We start from the raw sequence: 24,735 nt of genomic DNA on the forward strand, positions 1-24,735 counted from the left end.
CATCACATCCTGAAGAGACCGAAGCGGGTCTCGTCTATGGGCGCATTGAGCGCGGCTTGCAGCGACAGGGCCAGCACATCGCGGGTTTTGGTGGGATCAATGATCCCGTCGTCCCAGAGCCGGGCGGAAGCATAGAGCGGATGCGACTGGCGCTCGAAGAGCTCCTGCGTCGGGCGTTTGAAGGCCTCTTCTTCCTCGGAACTCCAAGTCTCGCCCCTCCGCTCCAGCCCGGCGCGTTTCACGATGGCGAGGGTGGAGGCCGCCTGCTCGCCCCCCATGACCGCAATGCGGCTGTTGGGCCAGGTCCACAGGAACCGCGGGGAATAGGCCCGCCCCGCCATGCCATAATTGCCCGCGCCGTAGGAGCCTCCCACCAGCAGAGTGATCTTGGGGACTGAGGTGGTGGACACGGCCGTGACCAGTTTCGCGCCATGGCGCGCAATGCCGCCCGCTTCCGCCGCGCGGCCCACCATGAAGCCTGTGATGTTTTGCAAAAAGACCAGCGGGATCCGGCGTTGCGAGCAGAGCTCGACAAAATGCGCGCCTTTCTGGGCGCTGTCCGAGAAGAGCACGCCGTTGTTGGCGATGAGGCCCACGGGGCAGCCCCGCACATGGGCAAAGCCGCAGACCAGCGTCTCGCCAAAGCGTTTCTTGAATTCATCGAACCGCGACCCGTCGACCAGCCGCGCGATGACCTCGCGGATATCATAGGGGATTTTCGGGTCCGCAGGGATGATCCCCATGATTTCGGCGGGATCAAATGCCGGGTCCTCGGGTGGGGCCAAGTCTATATGCGCGCCTTTGCGTGGGCCAAGGTGGCGCACGATATCGCGGGTGATGGCCAGCGCGTGGGCGTCGTCTTCGGCCAGATGGTCAGCCACGCCGGAGAGGCGCGTGTGCAAATCGCCGCCGCCCAGTTCCTCTGCGCTCACGTCTTCCCCAGTCGCAGCCTTCACCAGAGGCGGACCTGCGAGAAAGATGGTGCCCTGATTGCGCACGATCACGGTCTCATCGGACATCGCGGGAATATAGGCCCCGCCCGCGGTGCAGGAGCCCATCACTACAGCGATCTGCGGGATGCCCGCTGCGCTCATTTGCGCTTGATTGAAGAAGATACGCCCGAAATGGTCGCGGTCAGGGAAGACCTCGTCCTGATTGGGCAGGTTCGCCCCGCCGCTATCGACCAAATAGATGCAGGGCAGGTGGTTCTCTGCCGCAATCTCCTGCGCCCGCAGGTGCTTTTTGACGGTCAGCGGAAAATAGGTGCCGCCTTTGACGGTGGCGTCATTGGCGAGGACCATCACGTCGCGCCCGCAGACCTTGCCGATCCCGGCGATGGCGCCTGCCGCAGCGATGTCGCCGCCGTAGAGATCATGCGCCGCGAAAAGCCCGATTTCGAGGAAGGCCGAGCCCGGGTCGAGCAGGTTCTCGACGCGGGCCCGGGGCAACATCTTGCCGCGGGAGACGTGACGGTCCCGGGAGGCTTGTGTGCCCCCGGCCATGGCGCGTTCAGCGGCCTGACTGACAGCGTCCAACTGCGCCTGCATGGCGCGGGCGTTTTCGGCAAAAGCCTCTGAGCGTGGCGAAATCTGGCTTTGCAACTGGGGCATCACGAACCCTTTTAATGAACGCTTGTTCATTTATGGCATGGGCGCGCGCGTTGAGTCCAGTTTCTTGTGGGTTTACGGCATGCCGTCAGGCCCGCGCCACTTCTTGACCCGCCCGGACAGGTCCGCCCAGTCGCCCAGCCCCAGAACACGGGCCGGGTTCGTGGGCGGCGGCATGACAATGTCAGGCAGATGGGCAAAACCAAACTTGCCATAATAGGGCGCATCACCCACGAGCAGGATGCGGTCCCACCCCTGTTCCAAAGCCCGCGCCGTCGTGTCGCGAATGAGTGCGCCGCCCAAACCTTCGCCCTGACGTGTGGGGTGCACGGCGACGGGGCCGAGCAGAAGGGCTGCTTTGTCAGACACACGCACAGGCCAGAAGCGGATCGCGCCGCCGATGATGTTGTCCTCATCGACCGCAACGGTAGACAGCTCAGCCACAGGCGGCACATCATCGCGTAGCCTGTAGGATGAAAGCGCCTCACGCCCCGGCGCGAAGCACAGGTCATAGAGATCTTCTACCGCCCACCAGTCTTCGGGCGTTTCCTGGCGCAAATGATACAAGGCTGCGTCCGGCGAATGGTCTTTTTGCTGGCATCGCGCGTAGCACGGCGCTAGGGGACGGGCAATCCAAGGAGGAGTGAGCGCTGATGTTCTATCGCCCGGAAGACGGCCATGGCCTGCCCCATAACCCCTTCAACGCCATTGTTGCGCCGCGCCCCATCGGCTGGATCGCGACGCGGGGAGCGGATGGTCAGGACAATCTTGCGCCGTATTCGTTCTTCAATGCGGTGGCCTATGTCCCGCCGCAGGTCCTGTTTGCCTCAACATCCGCCAAACCTGACCGGGATGGGACCAAGGACAGCGTCGCCAATATCCGCGAAACGGGCGTCTTCTGCGTCAATATTGTCGAGCAGGCGATGCGCGATGTGATGAATATCTCTTCGGGACCCTGGGAGCGCGAGGTGGATGAATTTGCCAAGGCAGAGATTGAGCGGGCCGAATGTGAGACGATTGCGTGCTCTCGCGTCGCGGGCGCGCCTGCGTCGCTCGAATGCAAGCTGACCCAGATCGTGCAACTGCCCGGGGAGGCGAATTTTGCCGTTTTTGGTGAGGTGGTGGGCGTGCACATGCGCGAAGATTGTATCGTCGATGGTCGCTTCGATGTCACAACGTTCCAGCCGCTCTCGCGTCTTGGCTACCGGGACTACGCGATTGTCGAGAATGTCTTCGAGCTCAAGCGCCCAGGCGAATAAGCGGCTGGCTTCGCCGTGAGTGATCGACCCCACAAGACGCTGGATCAACGCTTCGCCGATGCGATGGGACAGCTCCTGGGGCCTGACTTCCCGACAGATATCGGCCTCGCGGTCTCCGGGGGTGGCGATAGCATGGCGATGCTCGCGCTGGCGCATAATTGGGCGCGTGTCTGGGGTGTCAGGCTCTGGGTCGTTACGGTGGATCACGGTTTGCGCCCAGAGAGTGCCAATGAGGCGGCGATGGTGGCGCGCGAAGTGCGGTCACTGGGGCACAAGCACTGTATCTTGAAGTGGCACTGGGATGAGCAAGGCAACGTCCAGGCCCGGGCTCGTGCCGCGCGATTGGCGTTGATTGATCAATGGCGTGGCCTCCTCGAGCATGTGCTCTTTGCCCATACTGCCGATGATGTCGCCGAGACGTTTCTCATGCGCCTTGCGCGGCAGGCCGGGGTTGAGGGGCTCTCAGAGATGCAACGCGCCCGGGTTATTGACCTCAAAGGCGGCGCGCGTTTGACGCGTGAGCTCTATGAAGGTGATCTTCCGCAACAGTTCGAATCCGGCAAGGGGACGATGATCCGCCCTGCGCGGTACATGTTGCACCGCCCCTGCCTCGACATGACTCGGCAAGAGCTCCGCCATTACGCCCGGACCCTTCAGGTGCCTTGGGTGGAAGATCCATCCAATGCTGACCCCCGATTTGACCGGGTGCGCATGCGCGAGATCCTGCCCGCACTGGAGGCCGGGGGCTTGTCCCGCGCGGCGCTGGTTGGTGCCGCACGTCATATGCGGCGTGCAGCAGACGCACTGAAAGCGCGCGCCGTTTCCATATGGACGCAAATCGGGCGGGAGGGGCGGTCAGGGCGCTGGCCCACGGGCGAACTCCTGCTGGACAGGACCGGGTTTGAAGCGGTGGAGCGCGACACGCAGATGCGGCTGCTCTCCTACGCCTTGTCCTACATATCCTCTCAAGCCTACCGTCCGCGCGAAGAACCTCTGGAAGACTTGCTGGACAGGCTTTTGGGCGGCGGCAAGGGAACCTTGCATGGATGTGCGGCGCATATGGAAGGGGATCAACTCCGGCTCTTTCGGGAGTATGCCGCCCTGAAGGCTCAAAATATCGTATGCGAGCCGGGCGGCAGGATCAGCCTTTGGGATGGCCGGTGGCAGATGCGAGGCGCAGAAGGGACAATCATACGGGCTTTGGGAGAAGACGGCTGGGCGCAGATCAATCGTGATCGCCTTGACGCGGAGGCGCCGCCCTTTGCGTCGGCTCGCTCGCTTCCATCGCTGTGGCACGAAGATCGGCTTTTGGCCTGTGATCCTTTGGGCGTTGGACAGGGGGCAACACGCCTCCGGCCCATGGGCAATGAGATGATGAGTTTCGCGAAGTTCCTTCTTTCGCATTGAACCTTGCGTTCACCTGTCTATCTTACATGACAAGCCATGCAGGCGCTTTGTGCCTGCCACCCACCCCGCTGACAGGAGAGTTTCCTTGGGCAATCTGCGTAACGTCGCCTTTTGGGTCGTGTTGTTTTTACTGATCCTGGCGCTTTTCAATGTGTTTTCTGGCGGCGGCAATACGCTGCAAAGCCGTGAGATTTCGTACTCCCAATTCGTCGAGATGGTCGACGGTGGCGCGGTGAATGAGGTCACGCTGGATGGTGAGCAAATCCGCTTCCGCAGCGCCGATGGCAATGACTATGTGACGATCCGTCCCGAGGATGCGGCGCCGACCGAGTTGTTGATGCAAAACAACGTGGCGGTGCGCGCCGAGCCCCAGCAACAAAGCGGTTTTTCGGCCTTCATCCTGAGCCTTCTGCCCTTCCTGCTGCTGATTGGTGTGTGGATTTATTTCATGAACCGCATGCAGGGCGGCGGCAAAGGCGGGGCCATGGGCTTTGGCAAATCCAAGGCCAAGATGCTGACCGAAAAGCATGGCCGCGTGACCTTTGACGATGTCGCAGGCATCGACGAGGCCAAGGAAGAGCTCGAAGAGATCGTGGAATTCCTGCGCAATCCGCAGAAATTCTCCCGCCTTGGCGGCAAGATCCCCAAGGGCGCGCTTCTCGTGGGCCCTCCGGGTACGGGTAAAACGCTTCTTGCGCGGGCGATTGCGGGCGAGGCGGGCGTGCCCTTCTTCACCATCTCGGGTTCTGACTTCGTGGAGATGTTCGTGGGTGTTGGCGCGAGCCGTGTCCGGGACATGTTCGAGCAGGCCAAGAAAAACGCGCCATGCATCGTCTTCATCGACGAGATCGACGCCGTGGGCCGGGCCCGTGGTGCGGGCTACGGCGGTGGTAATGACGAGCGTGAACAAACGCTCAACCAGCTCCTCGTGGAGATGGATGGCTTTGAGGCCAATGAAGGTGTCATCATCGTCGCCGCGACCAACCGTCGTGACGTACTTGACCCCGCGCTGCTGCGTCCGGGCCGCTTTGACCGTCAGGTCACGGTGCCCAACCCCGACATCAAGGGCCGCGAGAAGATCCTGGGCGTCCATGCCCGCAAGATCCCTCTGGGCCCCGATGCCGATATGCGCATCATCGCGCGTGGTACGCCGGGCTTCTCCGGTGCCGATCTGGCCAACCTCGTGAACGAGGCCGCTCTGATGGCCGCGCGCGTGGGCCGCAGGTTTGTCACGATGGAGGATTTCGAGCAGGCCAAGGACAAGGTCATGATGGGCGCGGAACGCCGCTCCATGGTGCTCACCGATGATCAGAAAGAGAAGACAGCGTATCATGAGGCGGGCCACGCCGTTGTTGGTCTGGCGTTGCCGCAATGTGATCCGGTCTACAAAGCCACGATTATCCCGCGCGGCGGTGCGCTGGGTATGGTTGTCTCGCTGCCCGAGATTGATCGTCTGAACTGGCATCGCTCTGAATGCGAAGAAAAACTTGCCATGACGATGGCCGGGAAAGCCGCTGAGATCATCAAGTATGGCCCGGACAATGTGTCCAACGGGCCTGCCGGTGACATTCAGCAGGCTTCCGCCTTGGCGCGTGCCATGGTCTTGCAATGGGGCATGTCGGACAAGGTCGGCAACATCGATTACCGCGAGGCGGCGGAAGGTTATTCCGGCAATACGGCAGGCTTGTCTGTATCAGCGCACACCAAGGAACTCATCGAAGAAGAAGTGAAACGCTTCATCGAAGAGGCCTATGAGCGCGCGCATCAGATCCTGACCGAGAAATACGAGGAATGGGAACGCCTGGCGCAAGGCTTGTTGGAATATGAGACGCTGACCGGCGAAGAGATCAAGCGCGTCATGAATGGTGAACCTCCCACCGTTGATGGTGATGACGATGATGGCGCCGGAGAGAAAGCTGAGGAGAAACCCTCCGTGTTGTCGATCCCGAAGACCAAATCCCGCAAGCCCAAGGCATCTGACCCGGACATGGAGCCCGAGCCCTCTGCCTGAGGCACCTTTAAAACAGACAAAAGCCCCCGGATGCAGACCGCATTCGGGGGCTTTTTTAATTCTCGCTATGGAAACTCAGATCAACGCATGTGTCAGGAACACAACGCGCAGCGCCGCGTCACACAGGGATAGCTCCGTATCGGGCTTGTCCGCAACGGGCCCGTTGGGCAGCGGATGGGGCATCGCGGTGGCCGTAAGCAATTTGCTGGCCTCGCGCTGAAACCTGCGCAGGCAGAGAGCAAGCGCTTCTCCGGCCTCCAATTGATCGAGATCCAGTGCTTCGACCATCAGGTCATCCAGCAGGTCATCGATGTTTTGTCCCGTCGACAGCGCTGCGTGCAGATAGAGCACAGCATCACGTTCGGGAGGCAGGAGATCGCCATAGCTCGGAATGCGCCTCTGATCCGCCCCGTCGGAAAGGCTGCGATGGCGGGTGATGGCATGTGTGATCAAGGGCCAGAAATGTGTTGCAGGTGTCAGCTTTCCCGCTTCAAGCCGCTTGCGGCCAAGATCGTACGCTGTAATGGGGCCGACATGCCAATGCAGACGCGCCAAAGCTGCAAGGGCGGGTTCGCCCTCTGACACCAGCGGGAGCGGTGCGTTCTGCGCTGCCAGCCAAAGCGCGCGGGTGCCTGCGTAATCCACCTCCGGGAAAGGATTGCCGCAAGACATGAGCGCTTCAAAACCAGCATCCGTCAGGACATGTGCAGCGACGTGATACTCGAGATGGGTGCGCGCCATCTGGGGCAGCAGATCGAGATGTGGAACGTCCTGCGCCTGCATAAGGCGCTGGAACATGTGGTAATTCTGTATCCTCCGCCAATCGGCATCTGACACATGGGCAAAGTCCTGCCGCTTCGCTGTATCAGGGACCGGCGTGCCATATTTGAACTCGGCGCAGATTTTCGTCTCGTCATAGAACCTCAGGACATGCTCCCAGAGTGGCGTTTGGCGCGATGTGCCTGTGGCAGGCCACTTGTCGGAGGCAAATACGTCGGATTGTTCTGCACGCTCTAAGATCATGGTCATCGCACCTTCTCGTTTGGGTTGCGTCTGCCCATGTGTAGCAGCAACAAGTTGTTTTAAATATGGCAAAGGTTAACGAGCCTCCGGACCGTGGCAAGACGTCCACTGGCGTGTTAGGCGGTGACGCGACAACAAAGAGGAGCGCGCGCGCATGCCGGCATTGAAACCAACAGACTACGTGGCCGAGATCGTATGGTTGGGCCGTGTCGCAGACAGCGACGCTACGCTGCGCGCCGAGCGCTTGCAGGAGGCGGAGCTGACCTTTGAGGGCATAGCGGGCGAGTGCCATGGTGGCCTCACGCGTCCATCCTGTTCACGAGTGACCGCGCAACATGTCAAAGGCACGGAAATCCGAAATGTGCGCCAAGTGTCCATCCTGTCGGAAGAGGAGCTGTCGTTGGTCGCGGCAGAGATGAGCTTGGAACATATTGACCCTGCGTGGCTCGGCGCGAGCCTTGTGGTGCGGGGCATTCCAGACTTTACACATGTGCCGCCATCGTCTCGCCTGCAGGCACCAGATGGCGCTTGTCTGATCGTTGATATGGAAAACCGCCCCTGCATATACCCCGGCCGTGTCATTGACGAGGATGCGCCCGGGCATGGGCCCGCATTCAAAGCGGCCGCGAAGGGCAGGCGGGGTGTTACGGCAAGTGTCGAACGTCCCGGGCGGTTGCGGATCGGAGACCAGCTGCGCCTGCATATTCCGGACCAGCCCGCGTGGGCGCCCTGACGTTTGGGGTCGTGGGAGCCACGGGCGGAAACCTCTGTGCAGGATGACGCCCAGAGGTTTCCGATGATGGAAATGCCCGCGCCGTGTCGCCGCTCAGGACAAAGAAAAGGTCGGAAACGGTGTCCGGCCAGCCTCCCTTGGCGCTAGGATCGTGACCAACAAAGATCTGCCAGGGAGCACAGGGACATGTCTTACAAGAGTGATATTGAGATAGCGCGCGAAGCGTCTAAGCGGCCTATTCAGGAGATTGGGGACAGGTTGGGCATCCCGTCCGAGCATTTGTTGCCCTATGGGCATGACAAGGCGAAGGTGAGCCAGGCGTTTATCAATTCGACCAAGAGCCGTGAGGACGGCAAGTTGATCCTGGTGACGGCGATCAACCCGACGCCTGCGGGTGAGGGCAAGACGACGACGACGGTGGGTCTGGGCGATGGTCTGAACGCGATTGGCAAGAAGGCCATGGTCTGTATCCGCGAGGCGTCGCTGGGTCCGAACTTCGGGATGAAGGGCGGGGCGGCTGGCGGCGGTTATGCGCAGGTCGTGCCGATGGAGGAGATGAACCTCCACTTCACGGGCGACTTCCACGCGATCACCTCGGCGCATTCGCTGCTCTCGGCGATGCTCGACAACCACATCTACTGGGGCAATGAGCAGGAGATCGACATCCGCCGCGTCCAGTGGCGCCGGGTTGTGGACATGAACGACCGCGCGCTGCGCCAGATCACGGCCAGCTTGGGCGGTGTGGCCAATGGCTTCCCGCGCGAGGCGGGCTTTGACATCACCGTGGCCTCCGAGGTCATGGCGATCCTGTGTCTGGCCAATGACCTCAAGGATCTCGAGACGCGTCTGGGCGACATGATCGTGGCCTACCGCCGTGACCGTTCGCCGGTGTTCTGCCGCGATATCAAGGCCGAGGGCGCGATGACGGTGCTCTTGAAGGACGCGATGCAGCCCAACCTCGTGCAGACGCTGGAGAACAACCCGGCCTTCGTGCATGGCGGGCCCTTTGCCAATATCGCGCATGGGTGCAACTCGGTGATTGCGACCACGACGGCGCTGAAGCTTGCGGATTACGTGGTCACGGAAGCGGGCTTTGGGGCCGATCTGGGCGCTGAGAAGTTCATGAACATCAAGTGCCGCAAGGCGGGGCTGTCGCCCAGCGTTGTGGTCTGTGTGGCCACGGTCCGCGCGATGAAGATGAACGGTGGCGTGGCCAAGGCCGATCTTGGCGCGGAGAATGTGGATGCGGTCAAGGCGGGCTGTCCGAACCTGGGCCGTCACATCGAGAACCTGAAGAGCTTCGGGGTGCCGGTTGTCGTGGCGATCAACCACTTCGTGACGGATACCGATGCGGAAGTGCAGGCGATCAAGGACTTCGTGGCGGATCATGGCGCGGAAGCGGTCTTGAGCCGCCACTGGGAGCTGGGCTCGGAAGGGTCGAGCGATCTGGCGCGCAAAGTGGCGGAGGTGGCCGATGCCGGGAGTGCGAACTTCGCGCCGATCTATGCCGATGAGATGCCGCTGGCCGAGAAGATCAACACCATCGCCAAGCGGATCTACCGCGCGGACGAGGCGCTGATGGATCAGAAGATCCGCGATCAGCTCAAGCTCTGGGAGGAGCAGGGTTACGGCCATCTGCCGGTCTGTATGGCGAAGACGCAGTACTCGTTCTCGACCGATCCGAGCTTGCGCGGGGCGCCGACGGGCTTCTCGGTGCCGGTGCGCGAGGTGCGCCTGTCCGCAGGCGCAGGATTCATCGTGGCGGTTTGCGGTGAGATCATGACGATGCCGGGTCTGCCGCGTGTGCCTTCGGCCGAGAACATTCACCTTAATGAAGATGGACAAATAGAAGGGCTTTTTTAAGCGGAGCTTAAAAAAGAGTGGGACAGAGAGAATTTGGCAAAGCCAAACTCTCGGAGTCCCACACCCTCGTCACTCTGGGTGCTTCACGGCAGGCGTTTCAACAAAAGGGGGCTCTGCCCCCGCCCTACGGGCTCCCCCGGAGTTTACTTAGCAAGATGAAGAGGAGGCGTGGGAATGACGGCTCAGAAGATTGACGGCAAGGCGTTTGCGGCGGATGTGCGCGGGCAGATTGCGGCGCATGTGGCGCGCTTGAAGGCGGATCATGGCATCACGCCGGGGCTGGCGGTGATCCTTGTGGGAGAGGACCCGGCCTCTGAGGTCTATGTGGCGGCCAAGCACAAGCAGACGGTTGAGGTGGGGATGGCGAGCTTTGAGCATCGTTTGCCGGCTGACGTGCCGGAGGCGGCGCTTTTTGCGCTGATTGATCAGCTTAATGCCGATGCGTCTGTGCATGGGATCCTGTGTCAGTTCCCGGTGCCGGATCATCTGGATGAGCGGGCTGTTGTGGCGCGGATTGATCCGGCCAAGGATGTGGATGGCTTGAGTGTGGTGAATGCCGGTTTGCTGGCGTCGGGGGAGACGGGGCTGGTGTCCTGCACGCCTTTGGGCTGTCTGATGCTCTTGCGCGATCAGCTGGGGGATATGTCGGGCAAGGAGGCGGTTGTGATTGGCCGCTCGAACCTCTTTGGCAAGCCGATGGGGCAGCTATTGTTGCAGGAGAATTGCACGGTCACGATCGCGCATTCGCGCACGGCGGATCTGCCGGCTGTGGCGCGGCGGGCGGATATCCTCGTGGCGGCCGTGGGGCGCGCGGAGATGGTCAAGGGGGATTGGATCAAGCCCGGCGCCACGGTCATTGACGTGGGCATCACGCGCATCCCGCATCCCGACAAGCCGGGCAAGAGCAAGCTTCTGGGCGATGTGGACTACGCCGAGGCCACGCAGGTCGCCGCCGCCGTGACCCCCGTGCCCGGCGGCGTCGGCCCCATGACCATCGCCTGCCTGCTCGCAAACACACTCACCGCTTGCTGCCGCGCCAACAAACTCACAGAACCCAAAGGACTAACCGCGTAAGGGAGGCCCTTTGCCTCAGCTGTTTTCTGTGACAATAACCTGCGTGTCTGAGGCCGCGCAGGTCTCACGGCAAAGGGACGGCGGAAGCTGATTGGTCACGAATGTGTCGATCTCTCCCATGGTTGCGATCTTGATGGGCGCTTTGCGCTCAAACTTGGAATGATCCGCGACGAGCAGGACCTTGTCGCTTCGCTCAATGATTGCCTGGCTGACGCCCACTTCCCGCATGTCGAAATCGAGGATATCGCCACGCGGATGAAGAGCCGAGCAACCGATCACGGCAAAATCAAAGCGAAATCGGGAAATGGCTTCGCGCGCTATTGGCCCGACGAGGCCACCGTCCCCGGCGCGCAGGTTCCCGCCTGTGACGGCAACCTCGACATTCGGGTTCTGCCCCAGACGATTGGCGATATTGAGATTGTTTGTCACCACCAGAAGCCCGGTATGGCTGTGCAGTTCTGCGGCGACGGCTTCAGTGGTCGTGCCGATATTGAGAAACAGCGAGCAATCGTTCGGGATATGTCTGACGCATTCGCGCGCGATCGCCAGCTTCGATGATTGGTTGAGTTGCTGGCGCTCGATGTAGTCGATGTTCATCGTCGTCGAGGGCAGGACGGCGCCGCCGTGCACACGTTCCAGCTGGCCATCTTCCGACAGTTCCGTGAGATCTCGCCGGATCGTCTGCGGGGTGACACCGAAATACGCGACCAATCGCTCAACAGTGACCTTGCCTTCGCGTCGGGCGATTTCGATGATTTCGGGCTTGCGCAGCGTTTGTCCCATTGGCTCTCCCATTTTGGTCGTAGCATAGTGTTTGGGACGGCGAGCGCAAAGCCTGCTGACAAGGGCCTGGGCAGGCAGAACCGGGCGAAAGCTGGAGCCGAGGCTGGGTCAGAGGCCGCCCCATGACGCCAGCACGGGCCTGACACATCTCTTTGATATGCTTGACATGAATCATGGAGCGCGAGGGCGGACCCGCTCATGATATAGCGGGCATCGCGACGCCCTGCCGTTTTTTCGAGACTTGCACGAGGCTTGCCATGTCCACCACATCTGAGCAAATGCGCGCCTGGACGGGGCCTGCTCTTTTCTCTTACGGCTTCCGCCCGTTTTTTCTGGGCGGCGCTCTTTGGGCCGCGCTGGCGATGTGTTTATGGTTGGCGGCGCTGACGGGCGCGCTGGCGTTGCCATCGGGGTTTGATCCGGCGTCCTGGCATGCGCATGCCTTTCTTTTTGGGTATCTTGGCGCGGTGATTGCTGGCTTCATGATGACGGCCGTGCCAAATTGGACGGGCCGCATGCCTATCGTCGGTTGGGCGTTGGCGGGGTTGTTTGCGCTTTGGTTTGTGGGGCGTGTCGCCTTGCTGTTTTCGCAAGACCTCCCTCCCGGGCTTGTGGCGGCTGTGGATCTGGCGTTTCCGGTTCTCTTCGCCGCGGCGATGCTGCGCGAGATCATCGCGGGGCGGAACTGGCGCAATCTCATCATTGTGGGGTTGCTGGCAGTGTTCATCCTCGCGAATGCGATTTTCCATCTGGAAGGGGCGCGGGGGTTTTATGCCGCGCAAGGCTATGGGCTACGGCTCGGCACGGCGGCGGCCTTGATGATGATTGCGGTGATCGGCGGGCGCATCATTCCGTCATTCACGCGCAATTGGCTGGCCAAGCAGAATGCCGAAAAATTGCCCGTCCCGCCGATGCAGCGCTTTGACAAGGTGGCGTTGCTGGCCTTGATGGCGGCGCTGGTCCTCTGGGTTGTATGGCCCACCGGGGCGGGCACGGCCTTCATGCTCTTTTGCGTCGCCGGGCTTCACCTCTTTCGCCTGTCGCGCTGGTGCGGGCTTGCGACATTGTCTGCGCCTCTCGTTTGGGTGTTGCATGCAGCTTATGCGTTCGTGCCACTGGGCGCGTTGCTGGAAGCCATCTCCATCGTTTGGCCCGAGTTGCTGGGATCCGCGCCTGCGCTGCACGTCTGGCTGGCGGGCGCAATCGGGTTGATGACGCTGGCTGTCATGACACGTGCGACGCTCGGACATTCAGGGCGCGCGCTGGTCGTAGGTCGAGGGACCTTGGCGCTCTACGTGATGCTCATCGCGTCAGTGGGTCTGCGCTTTGCCGCAGGGCTCTGGGACGGTGCCGCGCCCTTGTTGTTGAGCCTGTCGGCCCTGTGCTGGATCGGGACCTTCGGCGGATTTGTCCTGCTCTACGGGCCGATGATCTTGCGGGCGCGTGAGTAGATGAGCATGGGTTGGGGGAGCTTCGTCCTTGCCTTCATCGCGTTTTTCGTGAGCCATTCGGTCCCGGTGCGCCCACCTGTCAAGCCGTGGCTCGTGGCGCGTTTGGGGCATAGGGGCTTTACGGCGCTTTACTCAGCCATGTCGCTGGCCATTCTTGCCTGGCTTATCTTGGCCACGCGACAAGCGCCCTTTGTGCCTCTGTGGGACTGGGCGCCGTGGCAACCCTATGTGCCGCTGATCGCCATGCTGGGCGTTTGCGTGATCCTGTGTTTGACGCTGGGCCGTCCAAACCCATTGTCTTTTGGCGGGTCTCGGCAGGAGCGCTTTGATCCGGCACGGCCCGGCTTGGTCCGGCTGACCCGTCATCCATTGTTGTTGGCCCTTGCAATCTGGGCGCTGGCGCATCTCGTGCCCAATGGTGATCTCGCGTCGGTTATTCTGTTTGGCACCTTTGCCGCCTTCGCACTCATGGGCGGGCGCATTATCGACCGCCGCAAGCGCCGCGATATGGGGCAGGACTGGGAGAGGCTGGTCGTTGCTTTGCAGGCAACGCCTGTTGTGGACGCTGTCCTTGCCTGTGCAACGCTCAAACGTCTCGTTGCGGGCGTTCTGCTTTGGCTGGCTCTCATCGCGCTGCATCCGGTGGTCCTCGGGGTCAACCCGTTGCCCTGGTAGACCCCTGTGCTTGACAGATCACGCCCTTGACGCTCCTGTCGCCCGGTGCAGTTTGCACCAGGTGAGGAGAACAACCCTTGAACAGAAGATCCAGCGCCCTTGCGGCGCGGTATGACGGTTTACCTGCATGCTGACCTTTGCGCTCGCCGTCTTCTTTCTGATGGTCACGCCGGGGCCGGGGGTGCTCTCGGTGGCCGGGGTCGGGTCCGGCTTCGGGTTTCGGCCGGGTGCGCGCTACATTGGCGGGCTTTTCATCGGGACCAACCTTGTGGCCTTGGCTGTTGTGACCGGGCTTGCGGCGCTCATTCTCGCGGATGCGCGCGTCAGGACGGTACTTTTTGTCCTGTCTTTCGCCTATCTGACCTATCTCGCGTTCCGCATTGCGCTGGCCGGGGCGCGAATTGCATTTGTCGAGAAAGCCCGCGCGCCCGGGATTGGGGATGGTGTTGCGCTGCAGGCGATCAATCCCAAGGCCTATGCCGTCAATACAGCGCTCTTTACCGGCTTTCCTATTTTCGCGGATGCCTATTGGGCGGAGGTTGCGCTGAAGTTTCTGGTGGTCAACGCAATCTGGCTGCCCATCCACTTCCTGTGGCTTTGGGCTGGCGTCAGTCTGCACCGGCTGGATCTGCGCCCGGGCACACAACGGGCGATCAATATCGGCATGGCGCTGTCGATGATGGCGGTTGTCGCGCTGGCCGTGCTGACGGCGGGTTAGTCGGCGGCAAGTTCGGATCGCAAGATATCGGCCACGCCTGACAATTGTGCTTCCAGCGGCGATGTTCGCCGCCAGACGAGACCAATCTCGCGCGAAGGCGCGGGGCTTGCAAATCGCGCAACCTGAACATCCGCGCGACGGGTCTCCACGGGGATCGCCATATCCGGGATCAATGTGACCCCCAGCCCGGCGCTCACCATCTGAACCAGTGTGGCAAGGGAGGACCCATCCATGGCGTCGCTGCGTGCATCTCCCCGCGCATCCCCCGGCAACCCGCAGAAGGAGAGGGCCTGATCGCGAAAGCAATGGCCTTCCTCCAGCAAGAGCAAGCGTTCGCGCGCAAGGAGGGCAGGTGTGGGCGCGGTTGGATCGCTGTGGGATGCGGGGCGCACGAGAACGAAGTCTTCACGACCCAACGGTGTTTCCACGAGGGTCGGTTCAGATATTGGCAGCGCCACGATCGCGGCATCCAACCGCCCGGCCTGCAATTCCGAGATCAAGCGCGGTGTGATCGTTTCGCGGACCAAGACATCAAGGCCTTGATGACTGTCCGAGAGGCGTTTGAGCACGCGGGGCAGCAGATAGGGGGCAATTGTCGGAATAACACCCAACCGAAGCTTGCCGGAGAGCGGGCCTTGCGCCGCCCGTGCGAGATCGCCGAGCTCATCCACAGCCTGCAAAATATGCCTGACGCGCTTGGCGAAATCCTCGCCAAACCGTGTTAGGCTGACGTGGCGGGGGCCACGTTCGAAGAGCGCGGCGCCCAGCGTGGCTTCCAGATCCTTGATCTGGACTGACAGGGCAGGCTGCGACACCGAACAGATATCCGCCGCGCGGCCAAAATGGCCTTGGCGAGCCAGCGCTTCGAAATATCTGAGTTGCTTGAGCGTCAGCGAGTTCATAGTAAAAAGTTATCACGGCAATCGGAAAATACAACTTTTTCGTATGGCGCGACTCGCTTAGGGTCGCGCCAGACATCAACCCAACAGCGGAGAGCGACATGGACGGAAGCGATATCGGCAAATGCCCGGTGATGCATGGGGCAGCCCTGCACACGACCAACAAGGTACGCAACAACAGCTCATGGTGGCCCAACCAGCTCAACCTGCGCATCCTGCACCAGAACGGGACCAAATCCTCGCCCATGGGCGTCGATTTCAGCTATTCCAAAGCCTTCGAAGAGCTGGATCTGGATGCGCTGAAGCAAGACCTGCATGCGTTGATGACAGACAGCCAGGAGTGGTGGCCGGCGGATTACGGCCATTACGGCGGTTTCTTTATCCGCATGGCATGGCACGCGGCAGGCACCTATCGGACCGGCGACGGCCGCGGCGGCGCAGGCACAGGGCAGCAGCGTTTTGCGCCGCTCAACTCCTGGCCTGACAACGGCAACCTCGACAAGGCACGCCGCCTACTCTGGCCGATCAAGCAGAAGTATGGTGACAAGATTTCCTGGGCGGATCTCTTCATCCTGACGGGCAATGTCGCGATTGAGAGCATGGGCGGCCCGGTCTTCGGATTTGGCGGCGGCCGCGCAGATGTCTGGGAGCCGGAGGAAGACACCTATTGGGGCCGTGAGACCGAATGGCTCGAAGCCTCGGGTGGTGAGAACAGCCGCTATTCCGGTGATCGTGATCTGGAAAACCCGCTGGCGGCGGTTCAGATGGGTCTCATCTACGTCAACCCCGAAGGCCCTGATGGCAATCCCGATCCGCTGAAATCGGCCTATGACATCCGCGATACTTTCGGCCGGATGGCGATGAATGATGAGGAAACCGTCGCGCTCGTCGCCGGTGGTCACACTTTCGGAAAGGCCCATGGTGCGGGTGATGCGGCTCATGTGGGTGTTGAGCCCGAGGGCGGCGCGCTCGAGGCGCAGGGCCTTGGCTGGCTCTCGACGCACAAATCAGGCAAGGGTGTCGACGCCATCACATCCGGCATCGAAGGCCCGTGGACGCCGAACCCGACGCAATGGGACAACGGTTATTTCGATGTGCTCTTCGGTTATGAGTGGGAGCTGACAAAGTCGCCCGCCGGTGCCCATCAGTGGCAGCCCAAGGATCTTGCGGAGGAAGATCACGCACCGCAGGTCGATGGATCGGGCGAGAAGGTCACACTGATGATGACCACGGCGGACATGGCGATGCGTATGGACCCGGCCTATGAGAAAATCTCGCGTCGCTTCCATGAGAACCCCGAGGAATTCGCCGATGCGTTCGCGCGTGCATGGTTCAAACTGTGCCACCGCGATATGGGCCCCAAGGTGCTCTACAAAGGCAAGGACGTGCCGGCAGAAGACCTGATCTGGCAGGATCCGATCCCGGCAGTGGATCACCCGCTGATCGACGATGCCGATGTGGCCGCGCTCAAGGACAAGATCGCAGGGTCCGGCCTGTCTGTCTCCGAGATGGTGCAGACGGCCTGGGCCTCTGCGGCGACGTTCCGTGGCTCGGACAAACGGGGCGGGGCCAATGGTGCGCGCATCCGGCTGGCGCCACAGAGCGGCTGGGAGGTCAACCAGCCCGATCAGCTCGCCAAGGTTCTGGGCGTGCTCGAGGGCATCCAGTCCGACTTCAATGGCAGCGCGTCTGGCGGCAAGAAAGTCTCGCTGGCGGATCTGATCGTGCTCGCCGGTGGCGTTGGTGTGGAACATGGCGCGAAAGCTGCGAGCCATGATGTGACGGTGCCCTTCCGCCCCGGTCGCATGGATGCCACAGCTGAGCAGACCGATGCGGAGAGCTTCGACGTGCTGGAGCCTGTCGCTGATGGTTTCCGTAACTACCTGCAGCGTGACTTCACAGTCTCCGCAGAGGAACTGCTGGTCGATAAAGCGCAACTCATGACCCTCTCCGCACCGGAGATGACTGTCCTCGTAGGTGGTCTGCGGGTGATCGGCGCGAACCATGGCGGCTCCAAGCATGGCGTCTTCACGGATCGTCCGGGCCAGTTGACGCAGGACTTCTTCACAAACCTGCTCGATATGTCTGTGGCGTGGACCCCGATGGATGACAGTGCTTCGGAGTTCGAGGGCCGGGATCGGGCGAGCGGTGAGGTCAAGTGGACGGGCACACGTGTTGATCTTGTGTTCGGTTCCAACTCCCAGCTGCGTGCCTTGGCCGAGCGCTATGCACAGGCTGATGCCGAGAGCGCCTTTGTGGAGAGCTTTGTCGCGGCATGGACCAAGGTTATGGAACTGGACCGCTTCGATCTGACCTGACGCACCAGTCATTCTGACATTTGAATGCCCCGGGGGTCACTCCGGGGCATTTTGTTTGCGACATGGCTTCGGTCGCAAACTGAGAAGCCCAACGCGCAGGATTTGCGACGCTCTTTGGGCCATCGAAGGGGGCAGTGACATGCTGGATACAGCGCGCTTCGCAGAGACCTACAACCGTCAGGGATACCTCTCTGAGGTGCCGATCATCGCGCCGCAGGAGGCCGCTCAGTACCGCGCCGAACTGGAAGCCATCGAAGCGGCGCGCGGCCCCATGCACTATAAAGCCAAAATGCATACCGTTCTGCCCTGGGTGTGGGATCTCGTCACGCATCCAAATATTCTCGATACGGTCGAAGCGCTCATCGGCCCGGACATCCTGCTCTATGATTCCGAATTCATCATCAAAGAGCCCAACACACCCAGTTTTGTCAGCTGGCATCAGGACCTCACCTTTTGGGGGCTGAGCGATGATGCGCAAGTGTCGCTGTGGCTTGCGCTGTCACCTGCCAATGCTCAAAGCGGCTGCATGCGCATGATCCCCGGCAGCCACACACGCGGCGTCTGGGCCCATGAAACGAGCGAGGACGAAGACAACGTCCTGCTCCAGTCGCAAACCGTCAAAGGTGTCGATGAAGAGGCGGCTGTCTTGTGTCCGCTTGAACCGGGTCAGGCCTCTTTTCATCATGGGTGGACCTTGCACGCCTCTATGCCTAACGAAAGCACGGATCGGCGCATCGGCTTCAACGCCCAATTCATCGCGCCACACGTGCGCCAGACGAAACATGACCACGACACGGCATTGCTGGTGCGCGGAGAGGATCGCTACGGGCATTTCAAAGCGGATGTCGCAGCAACGGAGAGTTTCGGCGCGGAGGCCACCCAATGCTGGGAGGTGCTCAATAAGCTGCATGTGGACACGCAGGGTGCCCGCTAGGTTTTAGCTCGGTTGAATGCGGTCGACATAGGCGCGCATCTCTTCTGCTTCACGCCGCGCATCCCGCAGACCTTCCATGGCGGCGGACAGCTCGGCCTCTGTTTGGGTGAGTTGGTTCGTCAACTCCGCTTCGCGCTGTTGCAGGTAGGTGATGGCCTGATCGCGTGTTTCTTCGGCCTCGTGGAGCTCTTGCGCCATGCGCTCCAATTCGCCCACGTCAGATTTGGACACGCGGCTGAACCGGTGCATGAGCCAATGCGCGAACCACCCCATGACAAACGCCACGAAGAGGATGATGGCCGTCGCGATGATGAATTCAGAGCGGCTCATAACCTGTCCCTATTCCGATTGCGCGTCTTCTGACTCTGTTTGCTCTTGGTTTGCAAGGGCCTCTTCCGTGTCATTGCCAGGTTCGATCAAGACAAACTCGATGCGGCGGTTGGCTTCGCGCCCTTCTTCGGTATCGTTTGTGTCGATGGGGTTTGCCTCGCCGTAGCCTACAGCGGAGAAGGTCGAGGTCAAAACGCGCCGGTTGCGCAGTTCGCGCAGAACTGTCTCGGCGCGGCTCTGGCTCAATTGCTGGTTCATGACCTCACGGCCCTGGCTGTCTGTATGGCCTTGAATCTCAAGAGATATCTCGCCACATCCTTGCAGAACCTCGGCAATATCATCCATGATTTGGCGTCCCGTACTGTCCAGCGCGTCCGAGCCGGGCTCAAACCGGATCTTGCGATCTCCAACGACGCGGACGATGCGCGCCTTGCATTCCTGCGGCGTGGGCAGAGCGGCGTCCGGGTCCAGCGCTTCGTCATAGGACACATCGACGCTGAAGCGCGCATCCTCGCCCAGTTTGTCGACCAGCAAGCGCGCGATGATGTCTTGCGCGTTGGCATTGCCTGTTTTGCCGCGCACGGTGACAGTATCGGGTGTCACGACAACCGATCCCGCGCCCAGCTGCGAGAGTGCTTCGATCCCGGCCAGCACGCGCACGGGCCATGTTCTCGGCAAATCATCGACGACTCGCGCGCTCATGCGGACGACGTTGGAGCCGAAGGCCGCTTTGGCATAGCTGTCGGCTGTGATGCGGGCGGCCTGACTGGAGACACGACCCTGCAAGGCCACGGCCCCCTCAGGGCTCAGTGTGGCCAGAAACTCCGGCGGGCCCTCCGCTGTGCTCTCGGGCGATGCAGGAAGCTCCACCGAGAGATCAAAGACGCCGGGCAGGTTGTTCTCAAGCACTCCGACGACCTGATCGAACTGTGCCTGCGGCGTGCCTTCCAGTGCGATGAGTGCAATCGAGGCATCGGCGATGGTGACCGTTCCGCCACCCAGATCGTCAACCGCCTTGATCGCAAGTTCGGCCGCATCCGCCCAACGAGTGGTCGGGACGCCAAGACCAATGGTGCAAGACGTCTGTCCTTCAACACCTGCGGCGCGCGCTGCTGCGATGATACGTTCGCGGGCCGCTTCGCTATCGGCGGAGCAGGCATCAAAGCGCGTGGCCTCTTCGGTCTTGATAAAGCGCAGGGTGAAGGGCGTGATCACCGGGCGCGGGGCCGAGATATCCAGCGTGATTTTCAGATCATCTGGCCGGGAGCGGCTGAGCTCTGTTTCAACACGGGCCTTTTCATCGCGGCTGTCGGTCATGGCCGTCACGGCGACTTCGTCGGCTGCGACGGAAATCTTGGATCGCGGCAAGATCCGCAGCGCGTCCATCGCGAAATCAATCGCATCTTCCCAGCCCTCGGGCATGGGGTGGCGCGCGGTTTCCATCAAATCCGAAACGCTTTCATCCCCGGCAACGCGGGTCATCGTCTCCAGCATCGTGTCGCGGTCTGTGCTCTCGGGGATCAGACCAATCAAGGAAATGCCTGCGTCGTTTCTCAGGATCTCGATGGAAAAGCGCGGCGGGGCGAGGCTCTTGGATTCAACCACATCCATCTGATCAATCACGCGGGCCGCATCAACGACCTTGCCTGCCGACGTCAGCGCACGAAACCGCGCCGCTTCATTGGGCGCGGTGCCGATCAGAAATACGTTGAGCCCAGCGGCGTCGACATCCGCCCATCCCAGATCCGAGAGCTGCAATTCTTCCTTCACCGCCGTTTCAGATGCGCTCTCGATCACGGAGACCGACAGGTTTGCGGCAATGACAGCCGTGATGGCAGCAAGCCCGAAGATGCCTGCAGGCAGCGCAAAGCCGGACAGCCCGCTGCTTTTCTTAGATTTTGTTGGCTCCGACAGGGTGAGACGGGTCAAAACGTTTGTGTCCTCACATCAAGCGAACATGGCTACGGCAAAGAAGAGTACCGGTAGGAACCCTGCGTTACGATTAGATCGAAACAGCATCAAGAGGCGATCATTATCTTCGGCGTCAAATCGCGCCAGCTGCCATGTCAGGTGCCACCCCAGAGCCCAGGGCCCGCCAAGGGCCAGCACAAGCGCAAATATCTCGCCACTGGGCACGGCCAGAATAACGGCGAGGCCCATGAGCGACACGGCGATGAACAAAAAGCGGCGAAGCCAACGGGGCGAATTTTCGCCAAACAGCCGTGCGGTAGATTTGATCCCGATCAGCGCGTCGTCCTCGGTGTCCTGATGGGCGTAGATCGTGTCATAAAAAAGCGTCCATGCAATGCCCGCGAGGTAGAGCACGAATGCCGCCGGGTGCAGTGATCCTGTATGCGCTGTCCAAACTAGCAATGCGCCCCAGTTGAAGGCCACGCCCAAAAAGACTTGTGGCCACCATGTAAACCGTTTTGCAAAGGGATAGATGGCAACAGGCAGGAGCGACAGCACCCCAAGGGCAATCGCGACCCAGTTGAACGTCAGCAGGATGCAAAACGCGACAAGAGCCTGCAGACACATCCAGATCACCGCCCCCTTGACGCTCACCTGCCCCGAGGGGATCGGGCGCGAGGCTGTCCGGGCGACGGAGCCGTCAAACTCGCGGTCCGTGATGTCATTCCAGGTGCAACCCGCGCCGCGCATCAAAAATGCGCCGATGGCACAGCCTGCAAAAATCCAGACGTCAAAAAGACGGGCCTGCCCATCATGCACAATGGCCAGCAGCAGCCCCCACCAGCAGGGCAAAAGCAGAAGCCATGTCCCGATGGGGCGGTCCGCCCGCGACAGGCGCAGGTAGGGGCGCGACCATTCCGGCGCGATGGTATCGACCCAATTGCCACGCACGGCATCAGCCACCTGACCCTCTGGCGCTTGGCCCTGTGCTGTCATATGGCTGTCTCCATGGCTCAGATCCCACGGCTCTATTTAGACCAAGACTTGAGGCAGGGGCAAACCCTGTCTCTGCATCGCGATGCGGCACATTATCTTTTTGCCGTCATGCGGTTAACCACAGGTGCCCCTGTGGATATCTTCAATGGCCGGGATGGGGAATGGCGCGCGACGGTTGTCGAAGCGAACAAACGTGGCGGCGTTTTGCTGTGTGAGAGCCAACAGGTGACGCAGGGGAAGCCGCAAGACCTCTGGATGCTTTTCGCGCCGGTCAAGAAAACGCAGACGGATTTCATTGTGGAAAAGTCTGTGGAGATGGGCGCGGCGCGCCTGTGCCCGGTGTCCACAGAGTTTACAAATTCCGAGCGCATACGGAGCGACAAGATGCGCGCGCGCGTGATTGAAGCGGCAGAGCAATGCGGCATCACCTATCTGCCGGAGGTCTCTGATTTGACACGTTTGTCTTCCGTCCTGTCAGACTGGCCCGAGGGGCGGCGCCTGCTTTTTTGTGACGAGGCGGCGCGCGGCGATCCTGTGGGCAATCTGCGCGCCATTGCGGGATCTGATGCCCCGGGCCCCTGGGCCATACTGATCGGGCCTGAGGGTGGGTTCTCGGAGCGTGAGCGCGCGCAATTGGCGGCCTTGCCCTTTGCCCATGCCACCTCGCTCGGGCCGCGCATTTTGCGGGCGGAGACGGCGGCGGTTGCGGCGCTGGCGCTTTGGCAAAGCGCATTGGGAGATTGGACATGAGTTTTGTGCGCGATGAGGCCCGCGCGGCCCTGTGGCGCTGGCGCGAGACCTTGGCGGGCGTTTTTGTCGTGCTTCTGGGGCTCTACTGGATCTTGCGCGGCTATGGGCTGCTCTACTGGGTCGGGTTCCCTGTCCTGCTGGCAGGGGTGGCGTTGTTGTGGGCTGGTGTCCCACGCGGGCGGTTCCGCGGTGCAAGGGGCGGTCCGGGGGTTGTCCAGATCGTAGAAGGGCAAGTCAGCTACTTCGGGCCGCTCACCGGCGGGATGGTCGATCTGACGGAACTCAAGAGCCTCGATCTCGACGCGACGGGGCATCCGGCGCATTGGGAGTTGCGTGGGGCGGAGGCTCCGGCACTTCACATTCCCGTCACAGCGCAGGGCGCCGATACGCTGTTTGATGCGTTCCAATCCCTGCCGGGCTTGAGCACAGCGCGCCTGATGGCGGCGCTGTCGCATAGGGATGGCCGCCACGCGGTTTGGCGCCGGTCTCATTGACACCGCCTGCATTCAGGGCCATGCGTGAGCCTGAAAGACGACATCAGGGAGCGCGTGTCTCATGTCCATTCCTCAGCAGGGCGGCGGGCCGATTGAGCGACAAGCAGATCTGGCGGGCTATCTCGAAGATGGGTGCAAGCCCAAAGACGATTGGCGCATCGGCACGGAGCACGAAAAGTTCGGCTATTGTCAGGATAGCCTTAAGCCCTTGCCCTATGATGGCGAGCGCTCCATCAAGGCGGTGCTGGAAGCGCTACGGGATCGCCATGGCTGGGCGCCTGTGGAAGAGCAAGGCCACATTATCGGGCTGACCAAGGACGGGGCAAATGTCTCGCTGGAGCCCGGCGGCGCGCTGGAGCTCTCGGGCGCACCGCTGGAGACGATCCACGAGACTTGTGACGAGGTCAACCAGCACCTGCGCGAAGTGAAAGACATTGCCGACGAGATCGGCGTGGGTTTCATCGGTCTGGGCGCCGCACCGATCTGGAGCCATGACGAGATGCCGCTCATGCCCAAGGGGCGCTACAAGCTCATGGATGCCTACATGCAAAAAGTGGGCAGCATGGGGCGCGACATGATGCGGCGCACCTGTACCGTTCAGGTCAATCTCGACTTTTCGTCCGAGGCTGACATGGTGCAAAAAATGCGCGTGGCCATAGGGTTACAGCCCGTAGCGACGGCACTTTTCGCCAATTCGCCCTTCTTTGAGGGCAAGAAGAACGGTCAGAAAAGCTGGCGGTCCCGGATTTGGCGGGACCTTGATGCGGACCGGACGGGCATCGTGCCCTTCGTCTTTGACGAGGGGTTCGGGTTTGAGGCCTGGGCGGACTATGCGCTCGATGTGCCGATGTATTTTGTCTACCGCGACGGGGTGTATCATGATGCTCTGGGCCAATCGTTCCGCGATTTCCTGAAAGGCGAATTGCCCGCCTTGCCCGGCGAGAAACCGACGCTCAGTGATTGGGCCGATCACCTCACGACGATCTTCCCCGAGGCGCGGGTCAAGAAGTTCATCGAGATGCGCGGCGCCGACGGTGGCCCTTGGCGCAGGCTCTGCGCTCTGCCGGCCTTCTGGGTGGGTCTCTGCTACGATCAGGGCGCGCTCGATGCGGCCTGGGATCTGTGCAAGGATTGGGACATCGAGACCCGCGAAGAGCTGCGGATTGCTGCGGCGACCGATGGCCTTCAGGCCAAGGTGGGCGGCATCAGCATGCATGACCTGGCGCGCGAATGTGTCTCCATTGCCGAGAGTGGTCTCAAGGCACGTGCGCGGCCCGGTGCGGGCGGTTTGGTGCCGGATGAGACGCATTTTCTCAACGCGCTGAAGGAGAGCATCGAGACGGGTCATGTGCCTGCCGATGAATTGCTCGCAGACTATGACGGCGAATGGCAGGGCGACTTGACGCGGATTTACGCGGCCTATTCGTACTAGCTCACGGCGTGCGCTCTTTGGCCGGGCAGGGGGGGTATTTGTGCGAAATGCCCCTCAAATCGCACAA

22 protein-coding genes are annotated in these 24,735 nt (G+C 61.4%); 14 read left to right on the forward strand and 8 right to left on the reverse strand.

Annotated elements, in window-relative coordinates:
• Positions 1 to 2: 2 nt before the first annotated feature.
• Both ACP15S_RS17735 and ACP15S_RS17740 read right to left on the reverse strand, forming a co-directional pair.
• Entirely contained in the window at positions 3 to 1,610 is a 1,608-nt protein-coding gene (locus ACP15S_RS17735; protein ID WP_425041006.1) for a carboxyl transferase domain-containing protein, read from the reverse strand.
• A 72-nt stretch (positions 1,611 to 1,682) separates the two neighbouring features.
• Positions 1,683 to 2,174 (reverse strand): GNAT family N-acetyltransferase, encoded by a 492-nt coding sequence (locus tag ACP15S_RS17740; RefSeq protein ID WP_425041007.1) that lies wholly within the window; start codon positions 2,172 to 2,174, stop codon positions 1,683 to 1,685.
• Between the two features lie 86 nt (positions 2,175 to 2,260).
• Here ACP15S_RS17740 and ACP15S_RS17745 point away from each other — a divergent pair, with 86 nt between their 5' ends.
• The 3 genes from ACP15S_RS17745 to ftsH all read left to right on the forward strand — a co-directional run bounded on the left by ACP15S_RS17745 (position 2,261) and on the right by ftsH (position 6,284).
• Positions 2,261 to 2,866 (forward strand): flavin reductase family protein, encoded by a 606-nt coding sequence (locus ACP15S_RS17745; RefSeq protein WP_425041008.1) that lies wholly within the window; start codon positions 2,261 to 2,263, stop codon positions 2,864 to 2,866.
• Positions 2,867 to 2,881: 15 nt separating this feature from the next.
• Positions 2,882 to 4,273: a tRNA lysidine(34) synthetase TilS gene (tilS, locus tag ACP15S_RS17750; RefSeq protein WP_425041009.1), complete on the forward strand. Its 1,392-nt coding sequence runs from the start codon at positions 2,882 to 2,884 to the stop codon at positions 4,271 to 4,273.
• Positions 4,274 to 4,358: 85 nt separating this feature from the next.
• Positions 4,359 to 6,284 (forward strand): ATP-dependent zinc metalloprotease FtsH, encoded by a 1,926-nt coding sequence (gene ftsH, locus ACP15S_RS17755; RefSeq protein ID WP_425041010.1) that lies wholly within the window; start codon positions 4,359 to 4,361, stop codon positions 6,282 to 6,284.
• Positions 6,285 to 6,359: 75 nt separating this feature from the next.
• On the opposite strand, the gene ACP15S_RS17760 is transcribed toward ftsH, so the two are convergent.
• Positions 6,360 to 7,307 (reverse strand): hypothetical protein, encoded by a 948-nt coding sequence (locus ACP15S_RS17760; RefSeq protein ID WP_425041011.1) that lies wholly within the window; start codon positions 7,305 to 7,307, stop codon positions 6,360 to 6,362.
• Between the two features lie 154 nt (positions 7,308 to 7,461).
• Here ACP15S_RS17760 and ACP15S_RS17765 point away from each other — a divergent pair, with 154 nt between their 5' ends.
• From ACP15S_RS17765 to folD, 3 genes are all read left to right on the forward strand, one after another.
• Complete coding sequence (locus ACP15S_RS17765) at positions 7,462 to 8,040, forward strand: MOSC domain-containing protein (RefSeq protein ID WP_425041012.1); 579 nt, start codon at positions 7,462 to 7,464, stop codon at positions 8,038 to 8,040.
• A gap of 186 nt (positions 8,041 to 8,226) precedes the next feature.
• Complete coding sequence (locus ACP15S_RS17770) at positions 8,227 to 9,903, forward strand: formate--tetrahydrofolate ligase (protein WP_425041013.1); 1,677 nt, start codon at positions 8,227 to 8,229, stop codon at positions 9,901 to 9,903.
• A 174-nt stretch (positions 9,904 to 10,077) separates the two neighbouring features.
• Positions 10,078 to 10,977 (forward strand): bifunctional methylenetetrahydrofolate dehydrogenase/methenyltetrahydrofolate cyclohydrolase FolD, encoded by a 900-nt coding sequence (gene folD / locus ACP15S_RS17775; RefSeq protein ID WP_425040935.1) that lies wholly within the window; start codon positions 10,078 to 10,080, stop codon positions 10,975 to 10,977.
• 15 nt (positions 10,978 to 10,992) lie between these two features.
• Here folD and ACP15S_RS17780 read toward each other — a convergent pair whose 3' ends face one another.
• A complete protein-coding gene (locus ACP15S_RS17780) occupies positions 10,993 to 11,760 on the reverse strand; it encodes a DeoR/GlpR family DNA-binding transcription regulator (RefSeq protein WP_425041014.1) in 768 nt (255 codons plus the stop codon).
• 257 nt (positions 11,761 to 12,017) lie between these two features.
• Between ACP15S_RS17780 and ACP15S_RS17785 the strand changes: the two genes are divergently transcribed.
• The 3 genes from ACP15S_RS17785 to ACP15S_RS17795 all read left to right on the forward strand — a co-directional run bounded on the left by ACP15S_RS17785 (position 12,018) and on the right by ACP15S_RS17795 (position 14,604).
• Positions 12,018 to 13,211: an NnrS family protein gene (locus ACP15S_RS17785; protein WP_425041015.1), complete on the forward strand. Its 1,194-nt coding sequence runs from the start codon at positions 12,018 to 12,020 to the stop codon at positions 13,209 to 13,211.
• Positions 13,212 to 13,886, forward strand: a complete 675-nt coding sequence (locus ACP15S_RS17790) for an NnrU family protein (RefSeq protein ID WP_425041016.1) — start codon at positions 13,212 to 13,214, stop codon at positions 13,884 to 13,886.
• A 127-nt stretch (positions 13,887 to 14,013) separates the two neighbouring features.
• Positions 14,014 to 14,604 carry a LysE family translocator gene (locus ACP15S_RS17795; RefSeq protein WP_425041017.1) on the forward strand — a complete coding sequence of 197 codons (591 nt, stop codon included), beginning with the start codon at positions 14,014 to 14,016 and terminating at the stop codon, positions 14,602 to 14,604.
• Here ACP15S_RS17795 and ACP15S_RS17800 read toward each other — a convergent pair.
• Positions 14,601 to 15,506, reverse strand: a complete 906-nt coding sequence (locus ACP15S_RS17800) for a LysR substrate-binding domain-containing protein (protein ID WP_425041018.1) — start codon at positions 15,504 to 15,506, stop codon at positions 14,601 to 14,603. The two genes, ACP15S_RS17795 and ACP15S_RS17800, sit on opposite strands and share 4 nt — an antisense overlap.
• Before the next feature lie 98 nt (positions 15,507 to 15,604).
• On the opposite strand from ACP15S_RS17800, the gene katG reads away from it, so the two are divergent.
• Together katG and ACP15S_RS17810 are read left to right on the forward strand one after the other, a co-directional pair.
• Positions 15,605 to 17,821, forward strand: coding sequence for a catalase/peroxidase HPI (gene katG / locus ACP15S_RS17805; protein WP_425041019.1), 2,217 nt, complete (start codon positions 15,605 to 15,607; stop codon positions 17,819 to 17,821).
• Positions 17,822 to 17,960: 139 nt separating this feature from the next.
• The gene (locus ACP15S_RS17810) at positions 17,961 to 18,755 is read left to right on the forward strand and encodes a phytanoyl-CoA dioxygenase family protein (RefSeq protein WP_425041020.1); all 795 of its coding nucleotides are present in this window, start codon (positions 17,961 to 17,963) and stop codon (positions 18,753 to 18,755) included.
• Positions 18,756 to 18,758: 3 nt separating this feature from the next.
• Here the strand turns inward: ACP15S_RS17810 and ACP15S_RS17815 are convergent, their stop codons facing one another.
• Genes ACP15S_RS17815 through ubiA form a run of 3 tightly spaced genes read right to left on the reverse strand, consistent with a single transcriptional unit; the run spans position 18,759 to position 21,992 of the window.
• The gene (locus ACP15S_RS17815) at positions 18,759 to 19,085 is read right to left on the reverse strand and encodes a hypothetical protein (protein ID WP_425041021.1); all 327 of its coding nucleotides are present in this window, start codon (positions 19,083 to 19,085) and stop codon (positions 18,759 to 18,761) included.
• A 9-nt stretch (positions 19,086 to 19,094) separates the two neighbouring features.
• Positions 19,095 to 21,014, reverse strand: coding sequence for an OmpA family protein (locus ACP15S_RS17820; protein WP_425041022.1), 1,920 nt, complete (start codon positions 21,012 to 21,014; stop codon positions 19,095 to 19,097).
• An 18-nt stretch (positions 21,015 to 21,032) separates the two neighbouring features.
• Complete coding sequence (ubiA, locus tag ACP15S_RS17825; RefSeq protein ID WP_425041023.1) at positions 21,033 to 21,992, reverse strand: 4-hydroxybenzoate octaprenyltransferase; 960 nt, start codon at positions 21,990 to 21,992, stop codon at positions 21,033 to 21,035.
• 12 nt (positions 21,993 to 22,004) lie between these two features.
• Between ubiA and ACP15S_RS17830 the strand changes: the two genes are divergently transcribed.
• The 3 genes from ACP15S_RS17830 (at position 22,005) to ACP15S_RS17840 (ending at position 24,668) form a co-directional block, all read left to right on the forward strand.
• Positions 22,005 to 22,742: a 16S rRNA (uracil(1498)-N(3))-methyltransferase gene (locus ACP15S_RS17830; protein WP_425041024.1), complete on the forward strand. Its 738-nt coding sequence runs from the start codon at positions 22,005 to 22,007 to the stop codon at positions 22,740 to 22,742.
• On the forward strand, positions 22,739 to 23,236 hold the full coding sequence (locus ACP15S_RS17835) for a hypothetical protein (protein WP_425041025.1): 498 nt from the start codon (positions 22,739 to 22,741) through the stop codon (positions 23,234 to 23,236). Before ACP15S_RS17830 ends, ACP15S_RS17835 begins: the two co-directional genes overlap by 4 nt.
• Before the next feature lie 61 nt (positions 23,237 to 23,297).
• Complete coding sequence (locus ACP15S_RS17840; protein ID WP_425041026.1) at positions 23,298 to 24,668, forward strand: glutamate--cysteine ligase; 1,371 nt, start codon at positions 23,298 to 23,300, stop codon at positions 24,666 to 24,668.
• The last annotated feature ends 67 nt before the right edge of the window (positions 24,669 to 24,735 follow it).

This window comes from Primorskyibacter sp. S187A (assembly GCF_049800955.1).
In the GTDB taxonomy this organism is placed as follows: Bacteria; Pseudomonadota; Alphaproteobacteria; order Rhodobacterales; family Rhodobacteraceae; genus JAKVBH01.